This is a genomic window from Neobacillus niacini, assembly GCF_036961885.1.
GTDB lineage: Bacteria > Bacillota > Bacilli > Bacillales > Cytobacillaceae > Neobacillus > Neobacillus niacini_H.
Window position 1 is genome coordinate 33,606 of record NZ_JBALNQ010000021.1, and the last position, 21,702, is coordinate 55,307.

Here is a 21,702-nt window from a genome sequence, read left to right on the forward strand (position 1 = left end):
TTATCAATTTTGATAAGGATTCTTTACATGATTACTCTTCTGTTTTTTTAATGGTGGATGTAAGTTGCTCGATGCTGCTTTTCACATTTCCTTTTCCTGAGTAGTTCTCGATTAATTCTTTGACATCGATACCACTAGATGCCTTTAATGACTCTTGGAGAGTAGCCATTAGGTTTGTAGCATAACCGGTAATTTTATTGGCCCCGCTATTTTCTCCGGAACCACCTGTGTCGACCACGGTAATTTTATCAATATTAGCTAGCGGGCTTGCTACCTGCTTCGCATATTCAGGAAGCATTTTAATAATCATATCTAAGATGGCAGCTTGACCGAATTGCTCGAACGCTTCTGCAATCTTTTCTTTTGCTTCCGCTTCTGCCAAACCTTTCAGACGAATAATTTCGGCTTCAGCTGTACCTTGTGCTTTTTGGGCTTCGGCTTTGGATAAACCATCTAGACGGACTCGTTCGGCTTCAGCTTTTGCCATTGCTTCAATTCGATATTTATTCGCTTCTGCTTCTGCGATTTGTTTTGCCTTATTCGCTGCTGCTGCCTGCTCAACTGAGTATCTATCCGCATCCGCTTTTTTCTTCACTTCAGAATCGTATTGGCGCTCACGGCGTAGAATTTCTTTTTCTTCTAATTCGATTTGTTTCTGTCTTTCAATGATTTTAACCTGCATTTCCTGCTCCGTTACTTCCTGCTTAGAGCGGGCACTTTCCAATTCGTATGCCATGTCAGCTCGAGCTTTGGCACTGTCCTGTTCACGACGGAATTCTGCAACTTTTAATTGATTGATTTTTTCTGCTTCAGCAATCTCAGTTGCTCGTTCCAACTCAGAACGCTTGGCTTCTTTTGCAGCTTCTGCTCTTTTAATTCTAGTTTCTTTATCAGCTTCAGCTGTTGCAATATCAGCGTCACGTTTAACTTGGGCAATTCTTGGTTTACCAAGGGAATCCAGGTATCCATTTTTATCACGAACATCTCTAATCGTAAATGAAACAATGACTAATCCCATTTTCGCCAGATCCTGTGAAGCGACTCTTTGCACCTCTTGCGAGAATTTATCGCGGTTTTTATAAATCTCCTCCACTGTCATTGAACCGAGGATGGAGCGTAAATGGCCCTCAAGAACTTCTTTTGCTTCATTTTCTCGGTCTTCCTTCGCTTTACCAAGGAATTGTTCAGCAGCCGTGGCAATTTCACTAATCGAACCGCCAATTTTAATAATAGCAACACCATCTGCCATGACTGGTACACCCTGCTCTGTATACACTTCTGGTGTCGTTACCTCAAGTTTACTAGAAAGCAAGCTTAGTGGTTTAGCTTGTTGAAACACTGGTAAAATGAAACTACCACCACCGCGGATGATTTTAATTTTATTACCTGATTCATCCACATGGACACTCCCGTTTCCTAAGAAACTTCCGGTAACAATCAGTGCCTCATCCGGTCCCGCCGTCCGATATTTCGTAACAAAAACTCCAATTAAAGCAATTAATATAAATGCAACAATCCCAATGACAATCAAAAAACCTAAATCCATCAATCCAACCTCCCTATAATGTATACGTCTCTACTTCTTGATGGGAAGACACTTGAAGAACCCCATCTTTTATATCAACAACAAGCACATTTGTGCCATTGTCAATTGGAACACGATCAAAGCTTGTTGCTGGTTTTGCAATCCTGCCGCTAGTACTTTCAATCATAACTTCACCAAAACCATCAACTGGAATTGCCGTAATTACTGATCCGATCCTGCCTCGTAAATCAGATTCTTTATACACTAATGACTCTTCTGCATTCGACAATGGAATGAGTACAAAAACATTTAAAAAAGTAACAAGTATAAAGGCCATAACTGCTGATATTCCAATAATCGCCATGTAATGAAACGCCGAAAGTTTCTCGAATAAATAACTGCTGGCTGAAAAAATAGTGACAAACGCTAGGATGATTACCGGATTAAGAAAATCTGGTCCGTCAAAATGAACAACATCTGCAAAGAAGATATACAAAATGGTCAAAATACCTGAGCCAATTAATCCATATAAATAAATTGTTTCTAATGGCAGGTTGAATACTTCCATCGGCACCATTCCCTTCCTTATGTACGCAACTTTAATACGATTAAAAATTGGAAAAGTTTCACTTTTCTAACTAAATTTTACCTAAATAATAAAAAAAGTGCTATGACTTTTGCCATAGCACTTACTGAATCATATTTAAAAATTTTCTTGTTCGTTCTTGTTTTGGATTGGTGAAGATTTCTTCTGGTATGTTTCTTTCGACCACCACACCTTGATCCATAAAAATAACCTCATCTGCAGCCTCTCTTGCGAAGCGCATTTCATGGGTGACGACTATCATCGTCATTCCTTCAGTGGCGAGGTCCTTCATAACTTTTAAAACTTCACCAACCAATTCAGGGTCTAGCGCTGAAGTCGGTTCATCAAACAACATAACCTTAGGATCCATTGCCAAGGCTCTGGCAATTCCAACCCTTTGCTGCTGTCCCCCTGAGAGCTGGGCAGGATAGTAATCAATTTTATCCCCTAGACCGACCTTTTCAAGTAATGCCTGCGCCATTTTTCGAGCAGCATCTCTACTCTCTTTTTTTACAATGATCGGCCCCTCCATCACATTCTCAAGTGCGGTTTTATGAGGGAAGAGGTTGTAACTTTGAAACACCATCCCTGTTAACCGGCGGAATGCTGCAATGTTTTTTTTCGGTACACCCTTGGAGAAATCTAAGGTATTTCCCTCAATACTTATAACACCTTTTGTTGGTGTTTCCAATACGTTTAAACACCGGAGCATAGTTGTCTTCCCTGAGCCAGATGGTCCGATAACAACTATCACTTTTCCTTTTCCTACTTCCAGATCAATACCTTTTAAAACCTCTAAATTTCCAAATTGCTTATAAAGTCCTTGAATTGAAATCATCGAAAATCCCTCCCTCCTATTACACGTACCGGTCTAGTTTCTTTTCCATCATTTGCTGGATGACGGAAAGGATGAAACAAATTACCCAATAAATAAGCGCTGCTTCAGAATAAACCAATAAGAATTCATAATTGCTCGCCGCTATTTCTTGGGCTTTTCGGAACATCTCAGAAACCAGCACCAGAGATGCAAGGGAAGTATCCTTCACTAGACTAATAAACGAATTAGAAAGTGGTGGAAGAGAAACTCTAGCTGCCTGCGGGAGAATGATTCTTCTTAACACCTGAGAATAACTCATTCCAATCGAATAGCCGGCTTCCCATTGCCCTTTTGGGGTTGAAAGGATTGCTGCGCGTATAATCTCAGAAGCATATGCTCCTACACTAAGGGAAAAGCCTATGACTGCAGCTATATAAGAATCAATAATAATCCCGAGAGTGGGCAGTCCATAAAAAATGATAAATAACTGTACCAATAAGGGAGTTCCACGAATCACGGAAACATAAATTCTCGCTATTATTTGGAAAACCTTCACATGAGAAATACGAGCCAAGGCTGTTAATATAGCTAAGATCAATCCAATGATAAACGAAATCAACGTTAATGGTATCGTATAAAAAATAGCCCCTTTCAGAAGGGGCAGAAAGGAACTTTGAGCAATGTCAATCAACCGGGCGGTTCTTTCTGGGTCAGCAAAAATACTATTTAAGTACATCTTCACCAAACCATTTCTCGGAGATTTTTGTGTAAGTACCATCGTCAATCATTTCTTTAAGTGCCTTGTTAACTTCAGCTACAAGCGTATCACTATCTTTTCTAAACATAAGTCCGCTTACAGATGCCTCTTCACTCGTAGCGACTACTTTAATTGGGGCATCAGGTCTTTGTTTCATATAATCTAAAAACGAAATCCGATCGTTAAACGTTACGTCCACACGTTTGGAAGCAAGTAGTTCTACGGATTGGGTAAAGCCTTCTACTCCGACTAGATTAGCTCCATACTTTTTAGCCATATCACCGTAGTTGCTTGTAAGCGATTGTGCGGAATTTAAGCCTTTAACATCTTCAAATGACTTGACCTTATCATTATCCTTGTGTGTAATTAACACAGCGGCTGATTTAATATATGGGTCTGAAAAGTCGTATTTTTCCTGGCGGTCAGGACGAATTCCCACCTGGTTTGCCACCATATCAAAGCGCTTTGCATCAAGACCTGCAAAGATCGCATCCCATTGTGTTTCCTTAAACTCAGGTTCCACGCCTAAACGTTTTGCAACTTCTGTCGCAATCTCAACATCAAACCCCGTTAGCTTTCCGCTTTCATCATGAAACGTAAACGGTGCATATGTACCCTCAGTCCCGATTAGAAGTTTACCGTCTTCCTTAATCTTCGCTAATAAATCTTGTTTTTCAGCTGTCTTGTTGTCTTTCTTTTTAGCCTCATTTGCCTTTTCATCTTTTCCACATGCTGACAAAACCAGCATGAAGCTGACTAATAGTGCAAAAACAATAGTTAATTTCTTCATTTTGCTTATCCTCCTAATTCAGATTGTTTTTCTCGGATTATATCATCTTAATATAATCCTTTATGACTGTAAAGGAATTTATATAATGTACCACCTTTATCATTCCCAATTTACTCCACAAAAATGTAAAACACCTGCTAGATTCCCAGCAGGTGTTTTACAATCTTTATTAAGCTGATACGACTAGTTCAGTTTCTTTCTTTTTCGCAGCATGTTTTTTCTTAAGCGGTCCATAAAAGAAGATTCCACTTGATAATAGTACGATCCCTAAAATGAATGTCTTTAAATCTGAAGTTCCAGAGATAATGACCCAGACAGAATAGACTGTTGCAACCAATGCAATGAATCCATCGATCATTCTAGACTTGGTATTATGGTAGGATTCGCCTTTCATAACTAATTTAAGCTGGTATATAGAAGCAATAAAGTATGGTACCAAATAGGCAAGGGTAGCAATAACAATAATGAAATCAAATGCACCTGAAATTGACTTTGATACCGTTGAAAAAATGAAAATCTGCGAAATTCCATTTGTGAAAACAAGGGAGAATATGGGCAAGCCCTTTTTGTTTTCTTTTAAAAAGGCAGGCAGGAATAATCCTTGCTTTGCTGCTTGATAGGGGACCTCTGCACTTAACATCACCCAGCCAATCGTTGAACCAAATAAACTGACTAAACCAATGGCGGCTAATACTTTCCCGGCTACGGGACCTAGTACTGATTGAATCGCATCGATTAATGGCTTTTCTGAAGAAGTAAGACTGTTTTGGTCCAACATCCCCATCACAAGGGTGCTAATTCCAATGTAGATACCTAGAGCGATAAAAAGTCCAACAATCGTTGCTCGTTTAACATCTAGTTTCTTTTTGGCTCGTGAAGCAAAAACTACAGCTGATTCTAATCCACAAAATGCCCATAATGTTATTAACGCCGCATTGTTCACCTGTGACATCAAACCATATGTTTGTCCTGAGGCATCGACCCTTGTATCGATGAAAGGAAGAATATTTGTTTTTTCAAATGTAAATAGCCCCACAATGATAAAAAGTAAAAAACCTGTTACTTTTGCAGCAGTTGCTGCAAAATTTAATTTCCCGGCACTCTCTAAACCGCGTAATATGATGGAGTGTGTTCCCCATAATAAAACGGTACAGACAATAAACGTTAATCCATTACCAACTTTTAGCGTATAACCGCCAACGGAAAACCAATCAGCTTGACTGGTTAATATGGGGAAGAAGGTTGATAAGTAACCTGCAAACGTGGTAATAATGGCAACATTGCCTGCAACATTCCCAATCCAGTAACCCCAAGATGCCATAAAACCAGATAGGGTTGAAGCTTGAGACCCTGGTTTAAAAAGTTCCTTCGCATAAATTTGTGGTCCACCAGTTAAATTCGGTTTCCGAACTGCTAAGTTTCCGAATACAAGAGCAATCATTAATACACCTACTCCTGTAAACAGCCATGCTAACATAACCCCAGCAGGACTTGCTGCTTCTGCAAGCGTCCGTGGAAGCATAAATATACCAGAACCGACCATATTTCCAACGACAAGTGCCGTTAATACCCAAAAGCCTAATTTATTGGAATTTCCCATGATGTACCCCCTACGAAGTATCAGGCTAGTTTTCAACAAAAAAATAGTAAGGTAATCCTCCTGGGATGATTACATTACTATTTTGACATTTTTATTTTCTGCTTGCTTGAATTGCTCTGGACTGAACTTTTGAGGAAATATTCCTGTCATGTCCATCGCCGTTCCTAGTATAACATCCTCGTTGAATTCGTCAACCGAAGGCTTAATGGAAATAATTAAATATTTTTCCTGACACACCATTTCAAAAGTGACACATTCTTGTAATTTCATTGTCAAAACACAATAATCATTCATAGAGGCTTCGTGTTCTGGAAGAATAATCGATATAGGTTTTCCAACAATTTCTTCTGAAGAATAATGGATTCCCTTTAATAATTCGCCGTCTATTTTTGTACAAATAAACTTGTTCCCTTTTTTCTTTAAGCTAAAAAATAACCCAGGATGGTCGGCCATCGACTTTTGCACGTTCAATTGGGCTGAATCAGCATCGTATTCAGAGAAATAAAAACCTTTCAAGATAAAATAAAAGCCGAAAACTTTATAAACATGTCCAAGAAAGTTATCAAGATCAAAGACACTTTGATAAATTGTAAAGATTAATTCGGTTAGGAGCAGAAAAACAAAAGCTAGAGCAAAGTATAACTTATCTTCCTTTTTATCCAGATAATATTGATAAAGCGAAACCATCAGAGAAATAAATAAAATAAAACTTACACCATACTCTAAACTATTTTTTAATAAAGTCGTTCCCTTTCCTTCAATCACAAGCAATGGAAGATTCGATTCATAGGAAATAATAATAAATCCAATAATGAATGTTAGTACCACCCCGAATGGCACGGCAATCAGGCGATAATCTCTTTTTAATTTTCGGTCAGGCAGGAGGATTAAAGCTAGCATGAGTATGGATTGAATAATCCTCGCTATAATCCAAAACCAGGTTGCTTTTTGGACAGAGCTTGGAGTGATGAAAAAAGGCATTCCATTGTATGAGAGGGTATGGAAAATATCGATCATTCCTACTGTAAAAAAGGTAAAAGCCAACAAAAGCAAACGGATTGATTTAGTTGTATTAAACTTTTTTATACCGTATAGAAAGATAGTAATAGAAATGGCAACGCAGATGATTTCTAAAAAAGCGTGTATTCCAACATAATTATGAGGGGTATAGATATTATTTATTTGTGAAAGGAAAATACGAACCATCATCAGGAGAAAAATGGCACTAACGGTATAGATAAGGAATTTTGTTTCCGTCATTTTTGATATCATATTTTCCACATCCTTTTTTTAACAATCGTTTTGTTTAAGTATAATTATAAAACGTTGTCGAAAGAAATTATCAGTCAATTTATATCAACTTTATGAATCTTTAATAGAAAAGCGTAAGCGCCCTGGTCAGCGGCGTATGGCCTGGAGCGCTCCAACTGAGATAAAGGAAACACGAAGAGCCGCAGGCGATTCGATGTTGACTTATCGTAGGGTGGAGAGCGAAGGACACTAGCCGCTAGGGTGCTGGAGCTGGACAGTAAACTAAGTTTAAAAATTATACTCTCTCATAAAAAAAAGGAAGGAATGATTCCCCTCCTCTACTTCCACCAAGTGTCAAACATTGATGCTGGAAGCTGACGTTTATGTTCTGTTATCCGATAGCGTTGCTCAATTTTTTCTGCAATCTCTTGTGATACAGGTTTTCCTTCAAGGTAATCATCAATATCATCATAGGATACTCCCAATTCTGTTTCATCCGCTTGACCAGGTTTGACATCAAGCAGATCTGCAGTAGGGACCTTTAAATAGAGCTTTTCATCAGCCCGAAGTTCTTTTAGTAAAGCTTTCCCCTGCCGTTTTGTTAATCCTGTTAATGGCAATACGTCTGCTCCGCCATCGCCATACTTAGTATAAAAACCTGTAACGGCTTCTGCTGCATGATCAGTACCGATAACAAGCAAACCTTCCATTCCGCCAAAGGTATACTGTGCAATCATTCTCAACCGCGCTTTTACATTACCTTTATGATAATCACTTAATGGCTCTTTATTGGTTACGGAGTTATACTCCAATTGAACAGCATCGACAGCTGCTTTAATATTAAAACTATACTCCTGGTCTGCTTGAATGAAGTTTAACGCAAGCTGGGCATCAGCTTCATCCTGTTGGACTCCATATGGGAGCCGGACAGCTATAAAAAGGGCTTCATGGCCTTCTGCTCTTAACTCTTCTACTGCCAGCTGAGTAAGGCGCCCAGCTAGAGTTGAATCTTGGCCACCGCTAATCCCAAGAACGTAGCCTTTCGCTTTCGTTTTTAACAAGTAGGATTTTAGGAAGTTTATTCTATTTTGTATTTCTTCCTTAGGGTTAATTTCAGCTTTCACATTCAACGCCTGAATAATTTCCTTTTGCATCTTTATCATTTCATTAAACCTCCCTTCTTAAAAAGAATACCTATATGTAAATTATCATACTAGATGCTCATTCTCTTTTTCAACATGTATGAATAAGACTTGCCAAGACGGCAAGCCTTCTTTTCTCACGATTCTTTCTTCGGTTCTATATTCTTGTTCCACGTCCTAACTCCATCTTCTTCATCAAACTCAATGGTTACATCTGTGACGCCTTTTTCAGCGATAATTTTTTCAAGCAAGCGATCCTTAATATCATCTGCTGCTGCAATGGTTAGATTGGGATCAATTTCAATTTCTAATTCTACATGTAAATCTTCTCCCTCTTTTATAACAGCTAGGCTTTGAATGTCTTTTACATCTGGGTCTGCCATCACTAAAAGACCAATTTTCTCTTCCATCTCCTCATCCGCTCTTCCAAGAACACCTGCGGCATTATCCAAAAAGACCCTGCCGACAACAAAGAACATCATCAAGCCGATTAGGATAGATGCAGCACCCTCAACCCAAAGGATTCCAGTAAAGTGGGCTATTACCACAGCGATAATTGCCAGTAAACCACCGCTTGATGCAACTAAATCTTCCATAAAAACCAACTTTGTTGCTGGCTTAGCTCTTCCCAAATGGGCAAAACTTTTGAAGATAACACTGAGACCCTTTGCATCTTCTCCGACTTCGTGCATTACTTCCTTCATTGCCTTATAAAGAACGAATAACTCGAGTATAAGAGCAAATCCAAGTACTCCAATATTTATTAGGAATCCTCCTGATTCAGTTGGATGAAGAATGTGGTGATAGCCTTCTATGATCGTTTCATACGCCATTATTCCAACGATTAGAACGGCTCCTAGTAAAACTAAATTTACCAATCGGCCAAAGCCATTTGGATAACGGTCTGTAGGTGCTTTTTTGCTTAAGGCTGATCCAATAAAAACAAAGAACTGGTTTGCTGCATCACCAATACTATGCATAGTTTCGGCAAACATCGCAACATTTCCTGTTAACATAAAAGCTACACCCTTAGCAATGGCAATGATCGTATTCACAATAGCAGCAATCATCGCTGATTTATTACCTTTTTTTAATAAACGAAATAGTTCCCCCATAATATTCCTTCCTTCTCTCAGCATTTTTAGTTATCTTTACTATTTTCTAAAAACCTAAATTTCATGAAAATAGTCTATCATTAAATATTTAGCTATAATAGTAAATTTTTCTAAGAAAGAAGAAAAACCCCCATTTCTGGGGGTTTTCACTTTTATACGTTTATTAATACTAAAAATAACCTGTTATTTCTTGCGTTTCTTTCTTCCTCTGATGCTAAATCATATTTCTTTAACAGATGAAACACTTCATTTAATAGGTCTTGAGTATGTTCCTTGGTGAAGAATTGTTCAAATAACGGCTTCATATCATCCGGAAGGAACGGTGTTTGTGCGTCATATTTACTTCTAACATCTTCCTGTGAATGATTTAATTTGCATTCGCTCATTTTGTCACCTCTAGACTTTTTGATGATCAGTAACTTCTAATACATCTAATATGAAAACAAAGACAGGGATCCCTATAATTAAACCCCAAACTCCAAAAAAGTGTTCAGAAAAAATCAGTACTAGAAATGTATAAAAAACAGGTAAATTTGTTTTCGAAGACATTAAATTTGGATTTAAAATATAAGCTTCAATCGCATGGATAATCATAATCGCTATAAATACATAAAGAACGGTCATGATTCCACCTATACTATAGCCTATGATAGCAAGCGGAATAAGAGAAATAATTACCCCAGCAACTGGAATCAAACCTAAGAAGAAAATCATGATCGATAGTCCGCCTAGCTGTGGAAATCCAAATATCCAAAGGGAAATCGTTGTCAGGACACAGTTAACAACAGCAATGATTAACTGTGCTTCAATTACTTTCCCAAATGTACTCACAAATTTTACGGAGAAAAATTCTATTTCCGCATAAATAGAGGCAATCTTACTCGTCTTGAATTTTTTTGTAAACTCGATTAACCGAGGCTTTTCTAATAAAAAGAATAAACTCATTAAAAGAGCGATTAGGATTTGCAAACTAAATGAACTTATACCCGAAAAATAAGAAATCACAAAGGTGAATCCTCTTTCTAAGTAACTGGATATTTGTATTTCCTCGAGACGGCTTACTAAGTAATTTAGTATGATATTGTCATGTTTCTTGGTATAGAAGGCCGTTATTTGCTTAATTAATGCAGTTATTTCACCAACAATCATTGGTAGATATTTAACCAAGCCGTAGGAGAGAAGACCTACAATCGTGGAATAGGAAGCAATGACCAGTATTTTCCGATTAAGTGGGATTTTATGTGACAGAAAGATGACCAACCGGTCCATTAAAAAGGTAAAAATGAATGTAAATAAAATCAAGTTAATCATATCTTTTAGTGCATACAGAACTAATGCAAGTAAGACAAAAATTGAAATTCTCTTAAAACCGCTGCTTTTCAATAGATTATTTATCATTTTATATACCAAACCCCATTATTTGTCTTAGATTATGTATTATTTTTATTATAACAAATAAGTCCATGAATGTTACCTTTTAAAATAAAAAGTAGGGAAAATTCTGTGCTATTGACAGGCAAAATAGCCTAGAGCTGCCATACAATATTCAAAAACCACGTATTTACAAAAAAACGGATGGATTTGCCTGAAGGTCAAAAGAACTTATGAGTTATTCAAAGCCAAAAACCCAGTTCAATTTGAATTGGGTTCTCACGAATAGGAATCATTTAGTTGCTAGATGCATAATGATAGCTGGACTCGGGTCATATTTAAATGGAGTTAATAATTCTATACAGGACAAACCATCCACTATAAAGAACAACTTCACCTAAAAAAATTTCCCTTCCTGTTCAATATGATATTGTCTACCGGTTCTGGCGACTTTGTTCCATCCCTCTTTGTTAATAAAGTATTGTACCGTTCCGCTAATGGTACAAACCAATAAAAAAAACCTAAAAAAGAATATATCGAAAAATAGAACGAATACGATCTTTAAGAACTCTTTGTAGGAAAAACGATTTTGATAATAATAGGAGATAACAAAGCCCGCCATATTATAAACTAGGTTTATCACCAATGTGATGACCGCATAAATTAGAACTACTTTACTATTACCTAAAAAGAATAGGAACGTTAATAAACCGATCACCGTCAAAAATGCGCAAAATACCCCTACAAATATGGCCTCTATCAGAAAGAAAAAGGATAAAGGGCTTTTAAAAATTGTGTACAACAATTCTTTTAAATAGAGAACTGTACAGTCCATAAAAGCCTTTTGCCACCTAATTCGTTGATTATATAGACCCTTCCAGGTTTCAGGTACCTCGGTATAACAAATAGCCTCTGGAATATAAGCCACCTTTAACCCCGTTTTTTTACTCTTATATTGCTGTACTTTTAAGGTGATATCGATATCTTCACCAACCGTTTTTCGATACCCGCCAACTTTAATCAAAATATCTTTTTTAAAGATCCCAAAAGCCCCAGAAATAATGGAAAGAGCATCGACCGTCGCAAGAGAAGCTTTATAAATAAAGAATCCGCGAAAATACTCAGCAATTTGAAGTTTTACAATCGATTTAACCTTTAATGTCGGTTTTAACGTACCATTTCTTAACCTTCTGCCCTGTAAAACATTGACGGTTCCCCCAGCGGCAATTAAGTTAGGATCTTCAAATGCTCTGTTAATAACCTGAAGAGCCTTTTCATCTAAGATACTATCCGCGTCTAACGTAATGACTAAATCATTGTCAGCATAGGTGATCCCGGCATTTAGTGAATCTGCTTTTCCTCCATTAAATTTATCTATGACAACTATCCTCGGATCCTTTTTTGATCGATATATTCCTTTTACTGTAGAAAATACTAAATCACCATTGTTTGGTTTTATTTTATGAATTTCTAAATCTAGCATTTCCTCCATGATGTCAAAGGTATGATCGGAAGAACCATCATTGATGAGGATATACTGATAATTTTTATAGTTAAGTCCTCCCACACCTAATATCGTTGTTTTGATTATCGATTCCTCATTGTAGCAAGGAACCAGAATCGTTAATGGTTTCTCAGACAATTTTATTTCTGATTTTTGATAATATGGTTTTTTTCTTAAACTCGTCAGAGAATTAAAGATATGGAAAATCGGAAAAATGAGGCAAATGCCAAAAATGATATAAGACCATAAAATGAAAATGTTATCCATTTACTCCCCCTACTTTCCGGTAAATTTTTACATAATCAATTGAAAATTCAGCCGGGAAAACGGTACTTTCATCGGGGCTACCTGGCCAGTTCCCGCCGATGGCAAGATTTATGATTACGTACATGGGGACATCTGGTACATTTTCATTAGAAGAAAACACTAAATTTCCATCGATGTACCAGCGAATCTCATTTGGCTCCCACTCTAAACTGTAGAGATGGTCTTGATCAAAGGTTTTAACAGTTGAGGTATTATAAATTCTATTCTTCACTCCATTTTCTTTCCAATGGTGAACCATATAGACTACTTCTGGGTCGTCTCCTACACTTTCTAAAATATCAATTTCAGGCAAAGCGTCCTGATCGTCGGACCTTAGCAGCCAAATTGCAGGGAATAATCCTTTTCCAGCAGGATATTTTGCCTTCACTTCTACCTTCCCATATAAAATGTCTTGATTCCCCTTTGTCTGTACAAGACCAGAGGTATAGGTTTGGTTTTCATTTTTCCCTATTAAAAGCAAGCGGCCACCTGCTAGGTGTACATTCTCTTTTTTATAAACCTGCAATTCATTGTTATATTTATCTGCTCTTTCCAACGCAGTCCAGGCGTCATTAAGCACTGAATCATTAAACTCGTCATAAAAAGCGATTTCCCATCCAGGATATTTCGAAATGAACTTCTCTACTAGTTGTAAATTCCTTTTAGGAATCTCATTCATCACAAGTTCTTTCGTTTGAGCACTTTTTGGGAAAAAGTAATTAAAATAGAAGCCAGTGGAAATAATCATCACGAATCCTAAGAGAACCTTAAACTTATTGATCGTCATCAGTCCTTTCAGGTTGTATTTAGAACAGTTGGTTCACTATAAAGAACAATTAGGATAAAAAAATTTATACGTAAACTAAACCCCTGATTAATTTGAATTAATGGCATCAATTAATTTTTTTATTTGGTTTATCTTTTCAGTCGTTAATTGATCATCGGTCAGCTCAATCTCCACTTTGAGCTTACTCTTCACCTGTAGGATTCCCTTACAAAAATAGGGGGACTGTTCTTTCTCCTTTCGAACCAAATCCTCCACTGCCACCCCAAACGTTTCTGCTAATGTTTCGAGTATCTCTAAACTCGGGTTCGTTTGAAGATTCCGCTCGATTAAACTTAAGTATGATTTTGATATACCGGTCCGTTCACTTAACTTACTTAAAGACATTTCCTTTTCTATCCTTAACGCTTTGAGTTTATTTCCGTCCATCGAATCACCCCTGGATGTAATTTTTTAACTCACCCGCCTAATCCTTTTGTTATTAACGTAATGGCCAAGGGTCCTAAAATTACAATAAATAACGATGGGAAGATGAAAAATACCATCGGAAATAACATCTTAACAGGTGCTTTCATAGCCTGTTCCCTTGCTGCCTCACGACGCTGCTCGCGGATTCTTACTGTTAAATTACCTAATACCTTTGCCATTCCTATCCCAAGTTGGTCCGCTTGGATTAATGAGGTAATGACACTTTGGAAGGAATCAGATGGCACTCGCTTCCGAAGAGCATAAAAGGCTTCTCTTCTTGATTTACCTAACTTCATATCTTCTAATGTTTGAAAAAACTCATCCGCCAACGGCCCTTTAATCTTCTTCGAGACTTCAAGCAAGGCTAAATCTAACCCCATTCCAGCCTCCAACAATAGATTTACAGTATCAAAGAAATCGGGCATGGAGACATTAATCGCTTTAATTCTGGCAGTCTTTTTCTTGCCGAGGTAAAAGATTGGGAGTCGGAAACCTAACAATGCCAACGTCAACATCATTATCCAGGTTAACAGTTTGTTATCTGTACTAGGGAGAACGAAAAACAATATCGGTAAACTTAATCCTGCACTTAGGACAATTTGAAACAGCCTGAAATCAATGGCTGATTTAAAAGGGTAACCTGCATCCCTAAGGAGCATGTCTAATTTTTTTCTTTCTGCTGCCGAAACCTTTTTACTTAAAATTTCGGTTCCCTTGCCCCAATAGTATTCCAATGTTATTTTAATGCCTTTTTTATTTTTTTCTTCTAATAATTCCTCTTTTTGTTTTTTTAGTGGTTCAGCAAAATACTTATTTACCCGCTCATTAAAGGAAATTTGCTTCTTGAATATGGTAAACATAAAAGCTGCTATGAATGTCGTTGCACATCCGGCCAGTAAAAATAATAAAAGGATATCCAGCATATTACACCTCGATTCGGATGATTTTCTGAATGACCACCCAGCCAATAATGATAGAAACGGAGGCTACGAACATCATCAGCCATCCTAAAGGATGCTCTAGCATGGGCGCAAAATATTCACGGTTCACTAGTGCTAAATACAAACCAAGGCCAACTGGGAGTAAAGTAATAATCCAAGACGACATCCTGCCCTGTGCAGTTAACGTGTTCAATTCTTCTAGGATTCGAACTCTGCCCCTAATCGTTTCCTCCATCGTTTCCATCAATTCAGCCAAGTTGCCGCCGCTTCTTCTTTGAGCAAGGATAGCCCTAATGACAACTTCCAGCTCCTTATTTGGAAGGCGTTTTTCCATTTCTTCGAAAACATCCTCCAAAGGAACACCTAATCCTGCCTGGCGAATGACGCGCTCAAATTCAGGTCCGAGCGGATCGGGAATTTCTTTGCCAACCAGCTGCATTGCCTGCATAAAACTAAAGCCTGCTCGCATCGAGTTTGCCATCATTCCTAATACTTCAATTAGTTGATAGTTTACAAATGCCAAGCGTTTTTTTCTTTTTCGTTTCATGAGGATTTTAGGGATAGCAAAGCCGATGATCACCACTACAGCATTAAAATACCATGGTAAGCCTATAAATAATCCCATTAATCCAAGGCCAGCAGCTGTTAAAATCCTTAGTGCGAAAAAATCTTCTGGTTTCAATTTGCTTCCTGCTTCGAGCAATAGCTTTTCTGTACCTTCATTAAATTGAACATTTTTAAAGATACCTGCCATTTTATTTACCAACTGATTACTGACAGATGGTTTCTTTTCGCGTTCACTCAGTACTGATATTTTCTCTGGTGAAGGTAAAAACTCAGTTATCCGTTGTTTAATCCTTCGATTTTCTACATAGGTGACTAAAATGAGAAAAAAAGTACCACTTGCTGCAATGAATAACAGCAGAATCATTACCGCGGTTTTCATTCCTACCACTCTCCAATAAACCATGATGAAGGAAGACTATAGCCATTTAACTCAAGCTGCTCGGCGAACTTTGGACGTATACCAGTACTTATGAATTTACCTTCAATTCGGCCATCAATCGAATGACGTGTTTCCTTAAATATAAAAAGGTCTTGAAGGACAATCGTTTCCCCTTCCAGTCCTAGAACTTCCGTAATATGGGTAATTTTTCTCGTCCCATCCTTCATCCTAGATTGGTGGACGATTAAGTTTATAGCATTGGCAATTTGCTCCCTGATTGCTTTTACAGGAAGTTCATACCCTGCCATTAATACCATTGTTTCTAAGCGGGATAGAATATCGCGTGGAGAATTGGCGTGTCCCGTGCTCAAGCTGCCGTCATGACCGGTGTTCATTGCTTGAAGCATATCCAGAGCCTCTGCTCCTCGAACCTCACCGACTACAATTCGATCTGGCCGCATCCGAAGTGCATTTCGAACCAAATCACGGATCGTAATTTGACCCTTTCCCTCAATATTCGGCGGTCGGGATTCAAGCGCAACTATATGCTCTTGTTCTAGCTTAAGCTCGGCTGCATCTTCGATGGTAACGATCCGTTCATCATTAGGAATAAAGGATGATAATACATTTAGTGTTGAGGTTTTACCTGAACCGGTCCCGCCGCTAATAAAGATATTGAGCTTCGATTTAACACAAATTTCGAGAAATTCAGCCATCTGTTCACTTACGGTGTTGAAATTGATTAAATCTTTAATTGTGAAAGGAGTTTCAGAGAATTTTCTGATGGTTAAACTAGGCCCCTTAAGTGCCAGCGGGGGAATAATCGCATTCACACGCGAGCCATCAGGCAGACGGGCGTCAACCATTGGTGAACTTTCATCCACGCGGCGGCCAATAGGGGCAACGATACGCTCAATAACCCGCATAACATGCTGATTATCAATAAAGTTTACATTACTCCGATAAACCTTCCCTTTTTTCTCGTAGTAAACTTCGTTATAGCTATTCACCATAACCTCACTGACTAAAGGATTCTCTAATAAAGGGGTAATCGGCCCATATGCAAGCAATTCGTCCTTAACATAATGAAGAAGATCTTTCTTCTCCTCAAAGGTCAATCTTGTACCTTCCTGTTCAAAAAAGGAATCGGCCAATACCTCTAATTTCTCACTTTCCTGTTGCTTATTTTGCCCTGGATTTTTTTTCAGTTCTTCCAAAAGGTAATTGTGAAGGTCTGCCTCAATATCCCAGAATTCTTGAGACTTTTCCACATTGGGGATTTCTTGAGATGTTTTAGTTGTAGGTGTAGAGATATTTTCCTCTATAAATCTTTTAAATAATGACATAGCCTTCGCCTCACTTCCCCAGTAGATACCAACGTTTATCCTTTTTAATTTCTAGTATTTCATTATTTTTCTCTGCAAACAGGGTCTCTGATAGCTTTAGGACCGACTTACTTAAATGGCTTCGTGAGTTGGATAGGATATATGGATATCCAGCATTAATCGAAGCCACTACAACATTGGATTGCTCTGATAATGTGTGGTAGACATCCATCCCAAAGATTTCTTCGATTTTTTTCACCTCAAGGCTCTGTCCCTTTTGAAACCGATTCAAAAGAAGCTTAACCTTATCTTTTATATTAATAGTCTCTAACGTTTCAAGGTAAAGCTGTGTTAATCTCATAACTGAAAGTTCATTCGTAGTAATTAACAGTATTTCGTCAGCTAAATCTAGGCAACGTAAGTGAATATCCGATAAGTATGTTGCCATATCAATTAAGACGATATCAAATTGTTTCTTCATTTCTTCGATGGCAGCCTTTATATGGTGCTCTGAAATTCCTTCAAAAAATTCAGGTCTCTGTGGTGCAGCAAGGATTGAAATACCGTATTCACAGCTTGTCATATATTGGCTGATGGTATAATTATCTCGTCCATACCCTTCTTTAACCCACTCATAAATCGTTCGTTTCGGTTTTAAATTACAGTACATCGCAACATCACCAAATTGAAGGTTCCCATCCATAATCGCAACCTTTTTCCCCATCTTGGCAAATGAGACTGCGAGATTTATTGTTATAGATGTTTTTCCAACACCACCCTTTGGGCTGGAAATTGCAAACACTCTGCTTTCTTCTTTTGGTGGGTTTACATAATTTTGATCCAATTTCGAACGGTGCTCCATGAATTTCTTTGCATGTTGAATGACTTCAATTAGATCATTTTCTTCGAAGGAAGATCGTAAAGTATCGGATGCCCCCATTTGCATGGCCTTTTTAAGGTTCTCCATGTTATCAGGCATAATTAGAATGATGTAAGCATGCGGATAAAGTGCTGAAATTTCTTGAGAAAGATCATAAACGTTATATAGTGAACCAGCTTTTAAAAATAGAACAGACTGATTACTCTCCCTTAAGAGTGCATGAAGCCTTTCTAGTTGGTTTGTCGTAGTTAGTTGAAAATTATCCTTTTCTAGAAATGTTTTAACTTCTCCAGGGGTAGTTTTCGATTCAGAAAAATAAATCCAATTTATGCTCATTTCTTCTCAGCAGCCTCCTCTTTGATTACTTCTCGAGTTTGCTTATATCCAGCTTTTCCAGTTTCAGCATCTTCTGTATTTCTTAACATTAAATAGAAACCGTCCTTATCCTTGGAGGCTAGGCTGAGCATGACACCTTCCTCGACGGTTACTTCTAATGTAACCGTTTCATAGTGGAGCGCCTCTTCCTTATTATCAGGAGATTTACCAGATGTCAGGACCTTTACATTTTCGAGGGCAAGTACTGCAGATTTAAATTCCTTTTTAGTGGCATCGTCCTTTTGTGTCTCATAAGCAATAACATCAACCATTGAATTTGGAGCAATATATCCAGAAACACCGTGTTCCAGTTCTACCTTTATTGAAATAGCTCTTTTCCCTTTACTAACATCTACACTTGGATTGTTAAATTCTCTAACTAGTGCTGCTTCCTTTTCAGCCTGTTTCTCTTTTTCCTTTTGCTCCTTAGTCTTTTCATCGTTTGTTTTTTCTTGTTCCTCACTTACAGGCGCACTTGCAGGTGCTGAACCGCTATCTTTTGCAAACATCGAAAGATAAATAAACCCTGCAACGGTCACTCCTAATATTAATGAAATTATCCATATTTTTTTTGTATTCATAATGTCCTCCTAAATCCCTTCCTCCATGGACTTACTCCACCAACTTGACCCCGTATATTGTTCCTGTGTCTACACCGCCAATTTGTCCTGGCTCAAACCTTTCAAGAAATTCGCCAATAAGTGTTTTTCCACTAAATCCCTCTATCCAATAGGCAGCAAAACCTACAACGTTGATTACATCCCTACCGCTAGCGTCCTCGAATGTATCAGTTACAACTACATAAATAACTCTTTCGCAGGTACTGTCTGCAGTATCTGCGGACTGACATTGCGTTTTATCTTTATCTGCCTTAATTAAATCATTAATAGCACTGCTAACCGGACCCCACATTTCCCCTGGTTCAGTTTCCACCTCTGTTCCAACTGTATACGTACTTCCATTTGTGATGGCTTCTTTTAAGGTCTTTGCACCTGAGCCGTCGATAGCAAGGAAACCACAGTTGCCCTGCTGATCACCTGGATTAAAGCATGTTAATTCTTTTCCATCAGGAATTTCATCTTCTTCCACAGCTATAGGTGCAATACCACTAGCTGAACGTAATAGTGCAATAACTGCTTTCGATGTAGCACTCACATCCGCATCATTTTTTCCTAATACTCTAGCAAAAGTTAAAGGAACATTAACTAGTTTCGTTGCTCTAATTGAGTCGGATGTTACTGTAAGGTCCGTCTCGGTAATTGGGAAACCATTTTTTGTTGCTACATCAATGGCAATTGCTTTTGCTTCTGTGGTGCTCGTTTTTAAACCCTGAGCCCCCGCTAGAACGGCTGCATCTAATGCATTTTGAAGCTGGCTTTTCTCAGAAAAAAGTCTTCCCCCATCTATCGTTAATGCCGTAAAGCCCAACAGAGCTACCATAGCTATGGCCACCATTACTAGTACTGCACCACTTTCATCACGCAAATTTAATAATTTTAGAATTCTTTTCATCTATTCCACCCTCATTACTGTGGTATCTTTCAAGGTTATAGGTCCTACAATGCTTCCAATCACCGGAGTTAGAAAGGTAATAGGATAAGTAATTGTAATTGAAACATCATCTCCTGAAACTCGTGTCCCTGTTGGAGAAATAACTACTCTATCAGTTGTTAAACCAATGCCGACTGCGTCAGTCACAGCAGTACTTTTTACTTGTGTATCATCTTTGCCAATACTTGCTGCCCGGGCCGCCTCTCTCCCTGCATGATCAATAGTTAAATAGGCATGGAAAGTCCGTCCAAAATCAACGATTCCAAACAGCAGTAAAATTAATAGTGGTAGAATAAGAGCAAATTCAACAAGCGATTGACCGCTTTCTGATTTCATTAGAACCCTCCCCAAACTAATGTAAAAAGTGTTCCTAGCACTATTGCAACTCCATATGGGAATGAAATTCCAGTTTGATTTTCTTTTTTTAATACAATGGACCCCACATTACTTTGGAAAAATACGATTTTATAAAAAAAAGTTTTTATCGTTATAACCAGCCCTTTTTGTTTAAGAATTATCATTAATGCTATTAGTCCTCCAATCAAGGCGGTATACAGAAAACAATAAAAAACAAAACTCGTTCCCATTAAAGCTCCTATTGCAGCCATTAATTTAACATCTCCTGCACCCATACCACCTAACATATAAGGAATCAATAGTAAACCTAAACCAACCCCAAAACCTTTAATACTAAAAACAAATCCTTCTAAACCAAGAGTTGTAGTATAATAGAATAATGCAAATAATACCGAAGGAGTAGTGACTATATTTAAGATTTTTCTATTTTTTATATCTGTGATTAGAGAAATAAGTAATGCTACTATTAAAACGGTTTTTATCATCATTTAAAACTACCTCATCTTTTTTAGAAGCCCTACTTTTAAAAAGTAGGGCTTCAATAGTTATTGATTAATTATTAAACAATAGCTTCTAGCTGAGTAAGGATTCTGTCAAACATATCATCAATCTCAGGTCCAAGTAATAATAATGTAGCAATTACGGCAACTGCAAGTAATCCAACAAGTAACCCATACTCCACTAAAGCTTGCCCTTCTTCTTCAACAAATAAATTTTTGATTTTCTTTAACATTTTGTTTCCTCCTACTAGTTTTTAGTTTTTTCGTTCTGTATTTAGAACTTGAATTTAATATATAACGAACTTAAAGATTTGAAAACGTTCATTTTCGTTCGTTTTTGAGGATATTTACCTATTATTCTATCTTTTTCTCTACTTTTCTTAATTTATCTTAGTTTTTCGTTCTTTAAAAAGAATTTTTTATTTAATATAATGAACAAGTAATACAAAACAATGGAAGGAGTTTTTATATGGAAGGAAAGATTGTTACTATCCCTTATCATATTGAAATGGCTGATTCTTTTTTTAAGAGATTGAAGGGATTGATGTTTCGAAAGGATCCAATACAGAATGAGGGGCTTTGGATTGTACCCTGTAATGCCGTTCATATGTTCTTTATGAAGTTTCCGTTAGACATCGTTCTTTTGAACGAACAAAACGAAGTGATTGAGCTTCATCATTGTTTACAGCCTTGGAAAATGACCAAACCTGTAAAAAATGCCTATTCAACATTAGAACTGCCTGCAGGCGCGGCAGAAAAATTAGGTATACGTATTGGAAGTTTTATTCACGTTAAAAACTAAAAGTTTAAA

General features: G+C 37.7%; 24 protein-coding genes. 1 reads left to right on the forward strand and 23 read right to left on the reverse strand.

The annotated features are described in order from the left end of the window. Positions 1–31 precede the first annotated feature (31 nt). The 23 genes from V7124_RS09675 to V7124_RS09785 all read right to left on the reverse strand — a co-directional run bounded on the left by V7124_RS09675 (position 32) and on the right by V7124_RS09785 (position 21,124). On the reverse strand, positions 32–1,546 hold the full coding sequence (locus tag V7124_RS09675; RefSeq protein WP_335408396.1) for a flotillin family protein: 1,515 nt from the start codon (positions 1,544–1,546) through the stop codon (positions 32–34). A 13-nt stretch (positions 1,547–1,559) separates the two neighbouring features. Continuing rightward, on the reverse strand, positions 1,560–2,093 hold the full coding sequence (locus V7124_RS09680) for a hypothetical protein (protein ID WP_335488497.1): 534 nt from the start codon (positions 2,091–2,093) through the stop codon (positions 1,560–1,562). Between the two features lie 121 nt (positions 2,094–2,214). Continuing rightward, positions 2,215–2,949, reverse strand: a complete 735-nt coding sequence (locus V7124_RS09685; protein ID WP_335488500.1) for an amino acid ABC transporter ATP-binding protein — start codon at positions 2,947–2,949, stop codon at positions 2,215–2,217. Between the two features lie 19 nt (positions 2,950–2,968). Further along, entirely contained in the window at positions 2,969–3,664 is a 696-nt protein-coding gene (locus V7124_RS09690) for an amino acid ABC transporter permease (RefSeq protein ID WP_335408400.1), read from the reverse strand. Further along, positions 3,651–4,475, reverse strand: coding sequence for an amino acid ABC transporter substrate-binding protein (locus V7124_RS09695; protein WP_335488504.1), 825 nt, complete (start codon positions 4,473–4,475; stop codon positions 3,651–3,653). Before V7124_RS09695 ends, V7124_RS09690 begins: the two co-directional genes overlap by 14 nt. A gap of 169 nt (positions 4,476–4,644) precedes the next feature. Continuing rightward, positions 4,645–6,075 carry an amino acid permease gene (locus tag V7124_RS09700; RefSeq protein WP_335488507.1) on the reverse strand — a complete coding sequence of 477 codons (1,431 nt, stop codon included), beginning with the start codon at positions 6,073–6,075 and terminating at the stop codon, positions 4,645–4,647. 69 nt (positions 6,076–6,144) lie between these two features. Next, positions 6,145–7,335 (reverse strand): MASE3 domain-containing protein, encoded by a 1,191-nt coding sequence (locus V7124_RS09705; RefSeq protein WP_335488510.1) that lies wholly within the window; start codon positions 7,333–7,335, stop codon positions 6,145–6,147. A gap of 329 nt (positions 7,336–7,664) precedes the next feature. Continuing rightward, positions 7,665–8,486 carry an ammonia-dependent NAD(+) synthetase gene (nadE, locus tag V7124_RS09710; RefSeq protein WP_335488760.1) on the reverse strand — a complete coding sequence of 274 codons (822 nt, stop codon included), beginning with the start codon at positions 8,484–8,486 and terminating at the stop codon, positions 7,665–7,667. A 119-nt stretch (positions 8,487–8,605) separates the two neighbouring features. After that, the gene (locus V7124_RS09715) at positions 8,606–9,583 is read right to left on the reverse strand and encodes a cation diffusion facilitator family transporter (protein ID WP_335488513.1); all 978 of its coding nucleotides are present in this window, start codon (positions 9,581–9,583) and stop codon (positions 8,606–8,608) included. A gap of 152 nt (positions 9,584–9,735) precedes the next feature. Then, positions 9,736–9,969 (reverse strand): hypothetical protein, encoded by a 234-nt coding sequence (locus V7124_RS09720; protein WP_335488516.1) that lies wholly within the window; start codon positions 9,967–9,969, stop codon positions 9,736–9,738. A gap of 10 nt (positions 9,970–9,979) precedes the next feature. Next, the gene (locus tag V7124_RS09725) at positions 9,980–10,981 is read right to left on the reverse strand and encodes an AI-2E family transporter (RefSeq protein WP_335488519.1); all 1,002 of its coding nucleotides are present in this window, start codon (positions 10,979–10,981) and stop codon (positions 9,980–9,982) included. Between the two features lie 370 nt (positions 10,982–11,351). Beyond that, positions 11,352–12,725: a glycosyltransferase family 2 protein gene (locus V7124_RS09730; RefSeq protein ID WP_335488522.1), complete on the reverse strand. Its 1,374-nt coding sequence runs from the start codon at positions 12,723–12,725 to the stop codon at positions 11,352–11,354. Next, on the reverse strand, positions 12,718–13,551 hold the full coding sequence (locus tag V7124_RS09735; RefSeq protein ID WP_335488525.1) for a glycoside hydrolase family 16 protein: 834 nt from the start codon (positions 13,549–13,551) through the stop codon (positions 12,718–12,720). The genes V7124_RS09730 and V7124_RS09735 overlap by 8 nt, the downstream gene beginning before the upstream one ends. An 87-nt stretch (positions 13,552–13,638) precedes the next feature. Next, positions 13,639–13,977 carry a helix-turn-helix domain-containing protein gene (locus V7124_RS09740; RefSeq protein WP_335488529.1) on the reverse strand — a complete coding sequence of 113 codons (339 nt, stop codon included), beginning with the start codon at positions 13,975–13,977 and terminating at the stop codon, positions 13,639–13,641. Between the two features lie 29 nt (positions 13,978–14,006). Beyond that, on the reverse strand, positions 14,007–14,876 hold the full coding sequence (locus V7124_RS09745) for a type II secretion system F family protein (protein ID WP_335488532.1): 870 nt from the start codon (positions 14,874–14,876) through the stop codon (positions 14,007–14,009). Between the two features lie 64 nt (positions 14,877–14,940). Then, positions 14,941–15,903, reverse strand: a complete 963-nt coding sequence (locus V7124_RS09750) for a type II secretion system F family protein (protein WP_335488535.1) — start codon at positions 15,901–15,903, stop codon at positions 14,941–14,943. Positions 15,904–15,905: 2 nt separating this feature from the next. After that, entirely contained in the window at positions 15,906–17,249 is a 1,344-nt protein-coding gene (locus V7124_RS09755) for a CpaF family protein (protein ID WP_335488538.1), read from the reverse strand. A gap of 10 nt (positions 17,250–17,259) precedes the next feature. Further along, positions 17,260–18,444 carry an AAA family ATPase gene (locus tag V7124_RS09760; RefSeq protein WP_335488541.1) on the reverse strand — a complete coding sequence of 395 codons (1,185 nt, stop codon included), beginning with the start codon at positions 18,442–18,444 and terminating at the stop codon, positions 17,260–17,262. Then, complete coding sequence (gene cpaB / locus V7124_RS09765; RefSeq protein WP_335488544.1) at positions 18,441–19,064, reverse strand: Flp pilus assembly protein CpaB; 624 nt, start codon at positions 19,062–19,064, stop codon at positions 18,441–18,443. The genes V7124_RS09760 and cpaB overlap by 4 nt, the downstream gene beginning before the upstream one ends. 31 nt (positions 19,065–19,095) lie before the next feature. After that, positions 19,096–19,995 (reverse strand): TadE/TadG family type IV pilus assembly protein, encoded by a 900-nt coding sequence (locus V7124_RS09770; protein WP_335488546.1) that lies wholly within the window; start codon positions 19,993–19,995, stop codon positions 19,096–19,098. After that, a complete protein-coding gene (locus tag V7124_RS09775; RefSeq protein ID WP_335488549.1) occupies positions 19,996–20,370 on the reverse strand; it encodes a TadE/TadG family type IV pilus assembly protein in 375 nt (124 codons plus the stop codon). Then, positions 20,370–20,879 (reverse strand): A24 family peptidase, encoded by a 510-nt coding sequence (locus V7124_RS09780; protein WP_335488552.1) that lies wholly within the window; start codon positions 20,877–20,879, stop codon positions 20,370–20,372. The genes V7124_RS09775 and V7124_RS09780 overlap by 1 nt, the downstream gene beginning before the upstream one ends. Positions 20,880–20,950: 71 nt before the next feature. Further along, complete coding sequence (locus V7124_RS09785; protein ID WP_335488554.1) at positions 20,951–21,124, reverse strand: Flp family type IVb pilin; 174 nt, start codon at positions 21,122–21,124, stop codon at positions 20,951–20,953. 236 nt (positions 21,125–21,360) lie between these two features. Between V7124_RS09785 and V7124_RS09790 the strand changes: the two genes are divergently transcribed. Further along, on the forward strand, positions 21,361–21,693 hold the full coding sequence (locus V7124_RS09790) for a DUF192 domain-containing protein (protein WP_335488556.1): 333 nt from the start codon (positions 21,361–21,363) through the stop codon (positions 21,691–21,693). The last annotated feature ends 9 nt before the right edge of the window (positions 21,694–21,702 follow it).

Excerpts from the sequence above, each read along its gene's own strand:
- V7124_RS09675 (WP_335408396.1), bottom strand. The coding sequence starts at position 1,546 with ATGGATTTAGGTTTTTTGATTGTCATTGGGATTGTTGCATTTATATTA.
- V7124_RS09680 (WP_335488497.1), bottom strand. The coding sequence starts at position 2,093 with ATGGAAGTATTCAACCTGCCATTAGAAACAATTTATTTATATGGATTA.
- V7124_RS09685 (WP_335488500.1), bottom strand. The coding sequence starts at position 2,949 with ATGATTTCAATTCAAGGACTTTATAAGCAATTTGGAAATTTAGAGGTT.
- V7124_RS09690 (WP_335408400.1), bottom strand. The coding sequence starts at position 3,664 with ATGTACTTAAATAGTATTTTTGCTGACCCAGAAAGAACCGCCCGGTTG.
- V7124_RS09695 (WP_335488504.1), bottom strand. The coding sequence starts at position 4,475 with ATGAAGAAATTAACTATTGTTTTTGCACTATTAGTCAGCTTCATGCTG.
- V7124_RS09700 (WP_335488507.1), bottom strand. The coding sequence starts at position 6,075 with ATGGGAAATTCCAATAAATTAGGCTTTTGGGTATTAACGGCACTTGTC.
- V7124_RS09705 (WP_335488510.1), bottom strand. The coding sequence starts at position 7,335 with ATGACGGAAACAAAATTCCTTATCTATACCGTTAGTGCCATTTTTCTC.
- V7124_RS09715 (WP_335488513.1), bottom strand. The coding sequence starts at position 9,583 with ATGGGGGAACTATTTCGTTTATTAAAAAAAGGTAATAAATCAGCGATG.
- V7124_RS09720 (WP_335488516.1), bottom strand. The coding sequence starts at position 9,969 with ATGAGCGAATGCAAATTAAATCATTCACAGGAAGATGTTAGAAGTAAA.
- V7124_RS09725 (WP_335488519.1), bottom strand. The coding sequence starts at position 10,981 with ATGATAAATAATCTATTGAAAAGCAGCGGTTTTAAGAGAATTTCAATT.
- V7124_RS09730 (WP_335488522.1), bottom strand. The coding sequence starts at position 12,725 with ATGGATAACATTTTCATTTTATGGTCTTATATCATTTTTGGCATTTGC.
- V7124_RS09735 (WP_335488525.1), bottom strand. The coding sequence starts at position 13,551 with ATGACGATCAATAAGTTTAAGGTTCTCTTAGGATTCGTGATGATTATT.
- V7124_RS09740 (WP_335488529.1), bottom strand. The coding sequence starts at position 13,977 with ATGGACGGAAATAAACTCAAAGCGTTAAGGATAGAAAAGGAAATGTCT.
- V7124_RS09745 (WP_335488532.1), bottom strand. The coding sequence starts at position 14,876 with ATGTTTACCATATTCAAGAAGCAAATTTCCTTTAATGAGCGGGTAAAT.
- V7124_RS09750 (WP_335488535.1), bottom strand. The coding sequence starts at position 15,903 with ATGAAAACCGCGGTAATGATTCTGCTGTTATTCATTGCAGCAAGTGGT.
- V7124_RS09755 (WP_335488538.1), bottom strand. The coding sequence starts at position 17,249 with ATGTCATTATTTAAAAGATTTATAGAGGAAAATATCTCTACACCTACA.
- V7124_RS09760 (WP_335488541.1), bottom strand. The coding sequence starts at position 18,444 with ATGAGCATAAATTGGATTTATTTTTCTGAATCGAAAACTACCCCTGGA.
- cpaB (WP_335488544.1), bottom strand. The coding sequence starts at position 19,064 with ATGAATACAAAAAAAATATGGATAATTTCATTAATATTAGGAGTGACC.
- V7124_RS09770 (WP_335488546.1), bottom strand. The coding sequence starts at position 19,995 with ATGAAAAGAATTCTAAAATTATTAAATTTGCGTGATGAAAGTGGTGCA.
- V7124_RS09775 (WP_335488549.1), bottom strand. The coding sequence starts at position 20,370 with ATGAAATCAGAAAGCGGTCAATCGCTTGTTGAATTTGCTCTTATTCTA.
- V7124_RS09780 (WP_335488552.1), bottom strand. The coding sequence starts at position 20,879 with ATGATGATAAAAACCGTTTTAATAGTAGCATTACTTATTTCTCTAATC.
- V7124_RS09785 (WP_335488554.1), bottom strand. The coding sequence starts at position 21,124 with ATGTTAAAGAAAATCAAAAATTTATTTGTTGAAGAAGAAGGGCAAGCT.
- V7124_RS09790 (WP_335488556.1), top strand. The coding sequence starts at position 21,361 with ATGGAAGGAAAGATTGTTACTATCCCTTATCATATTGAAATGGCTGAT.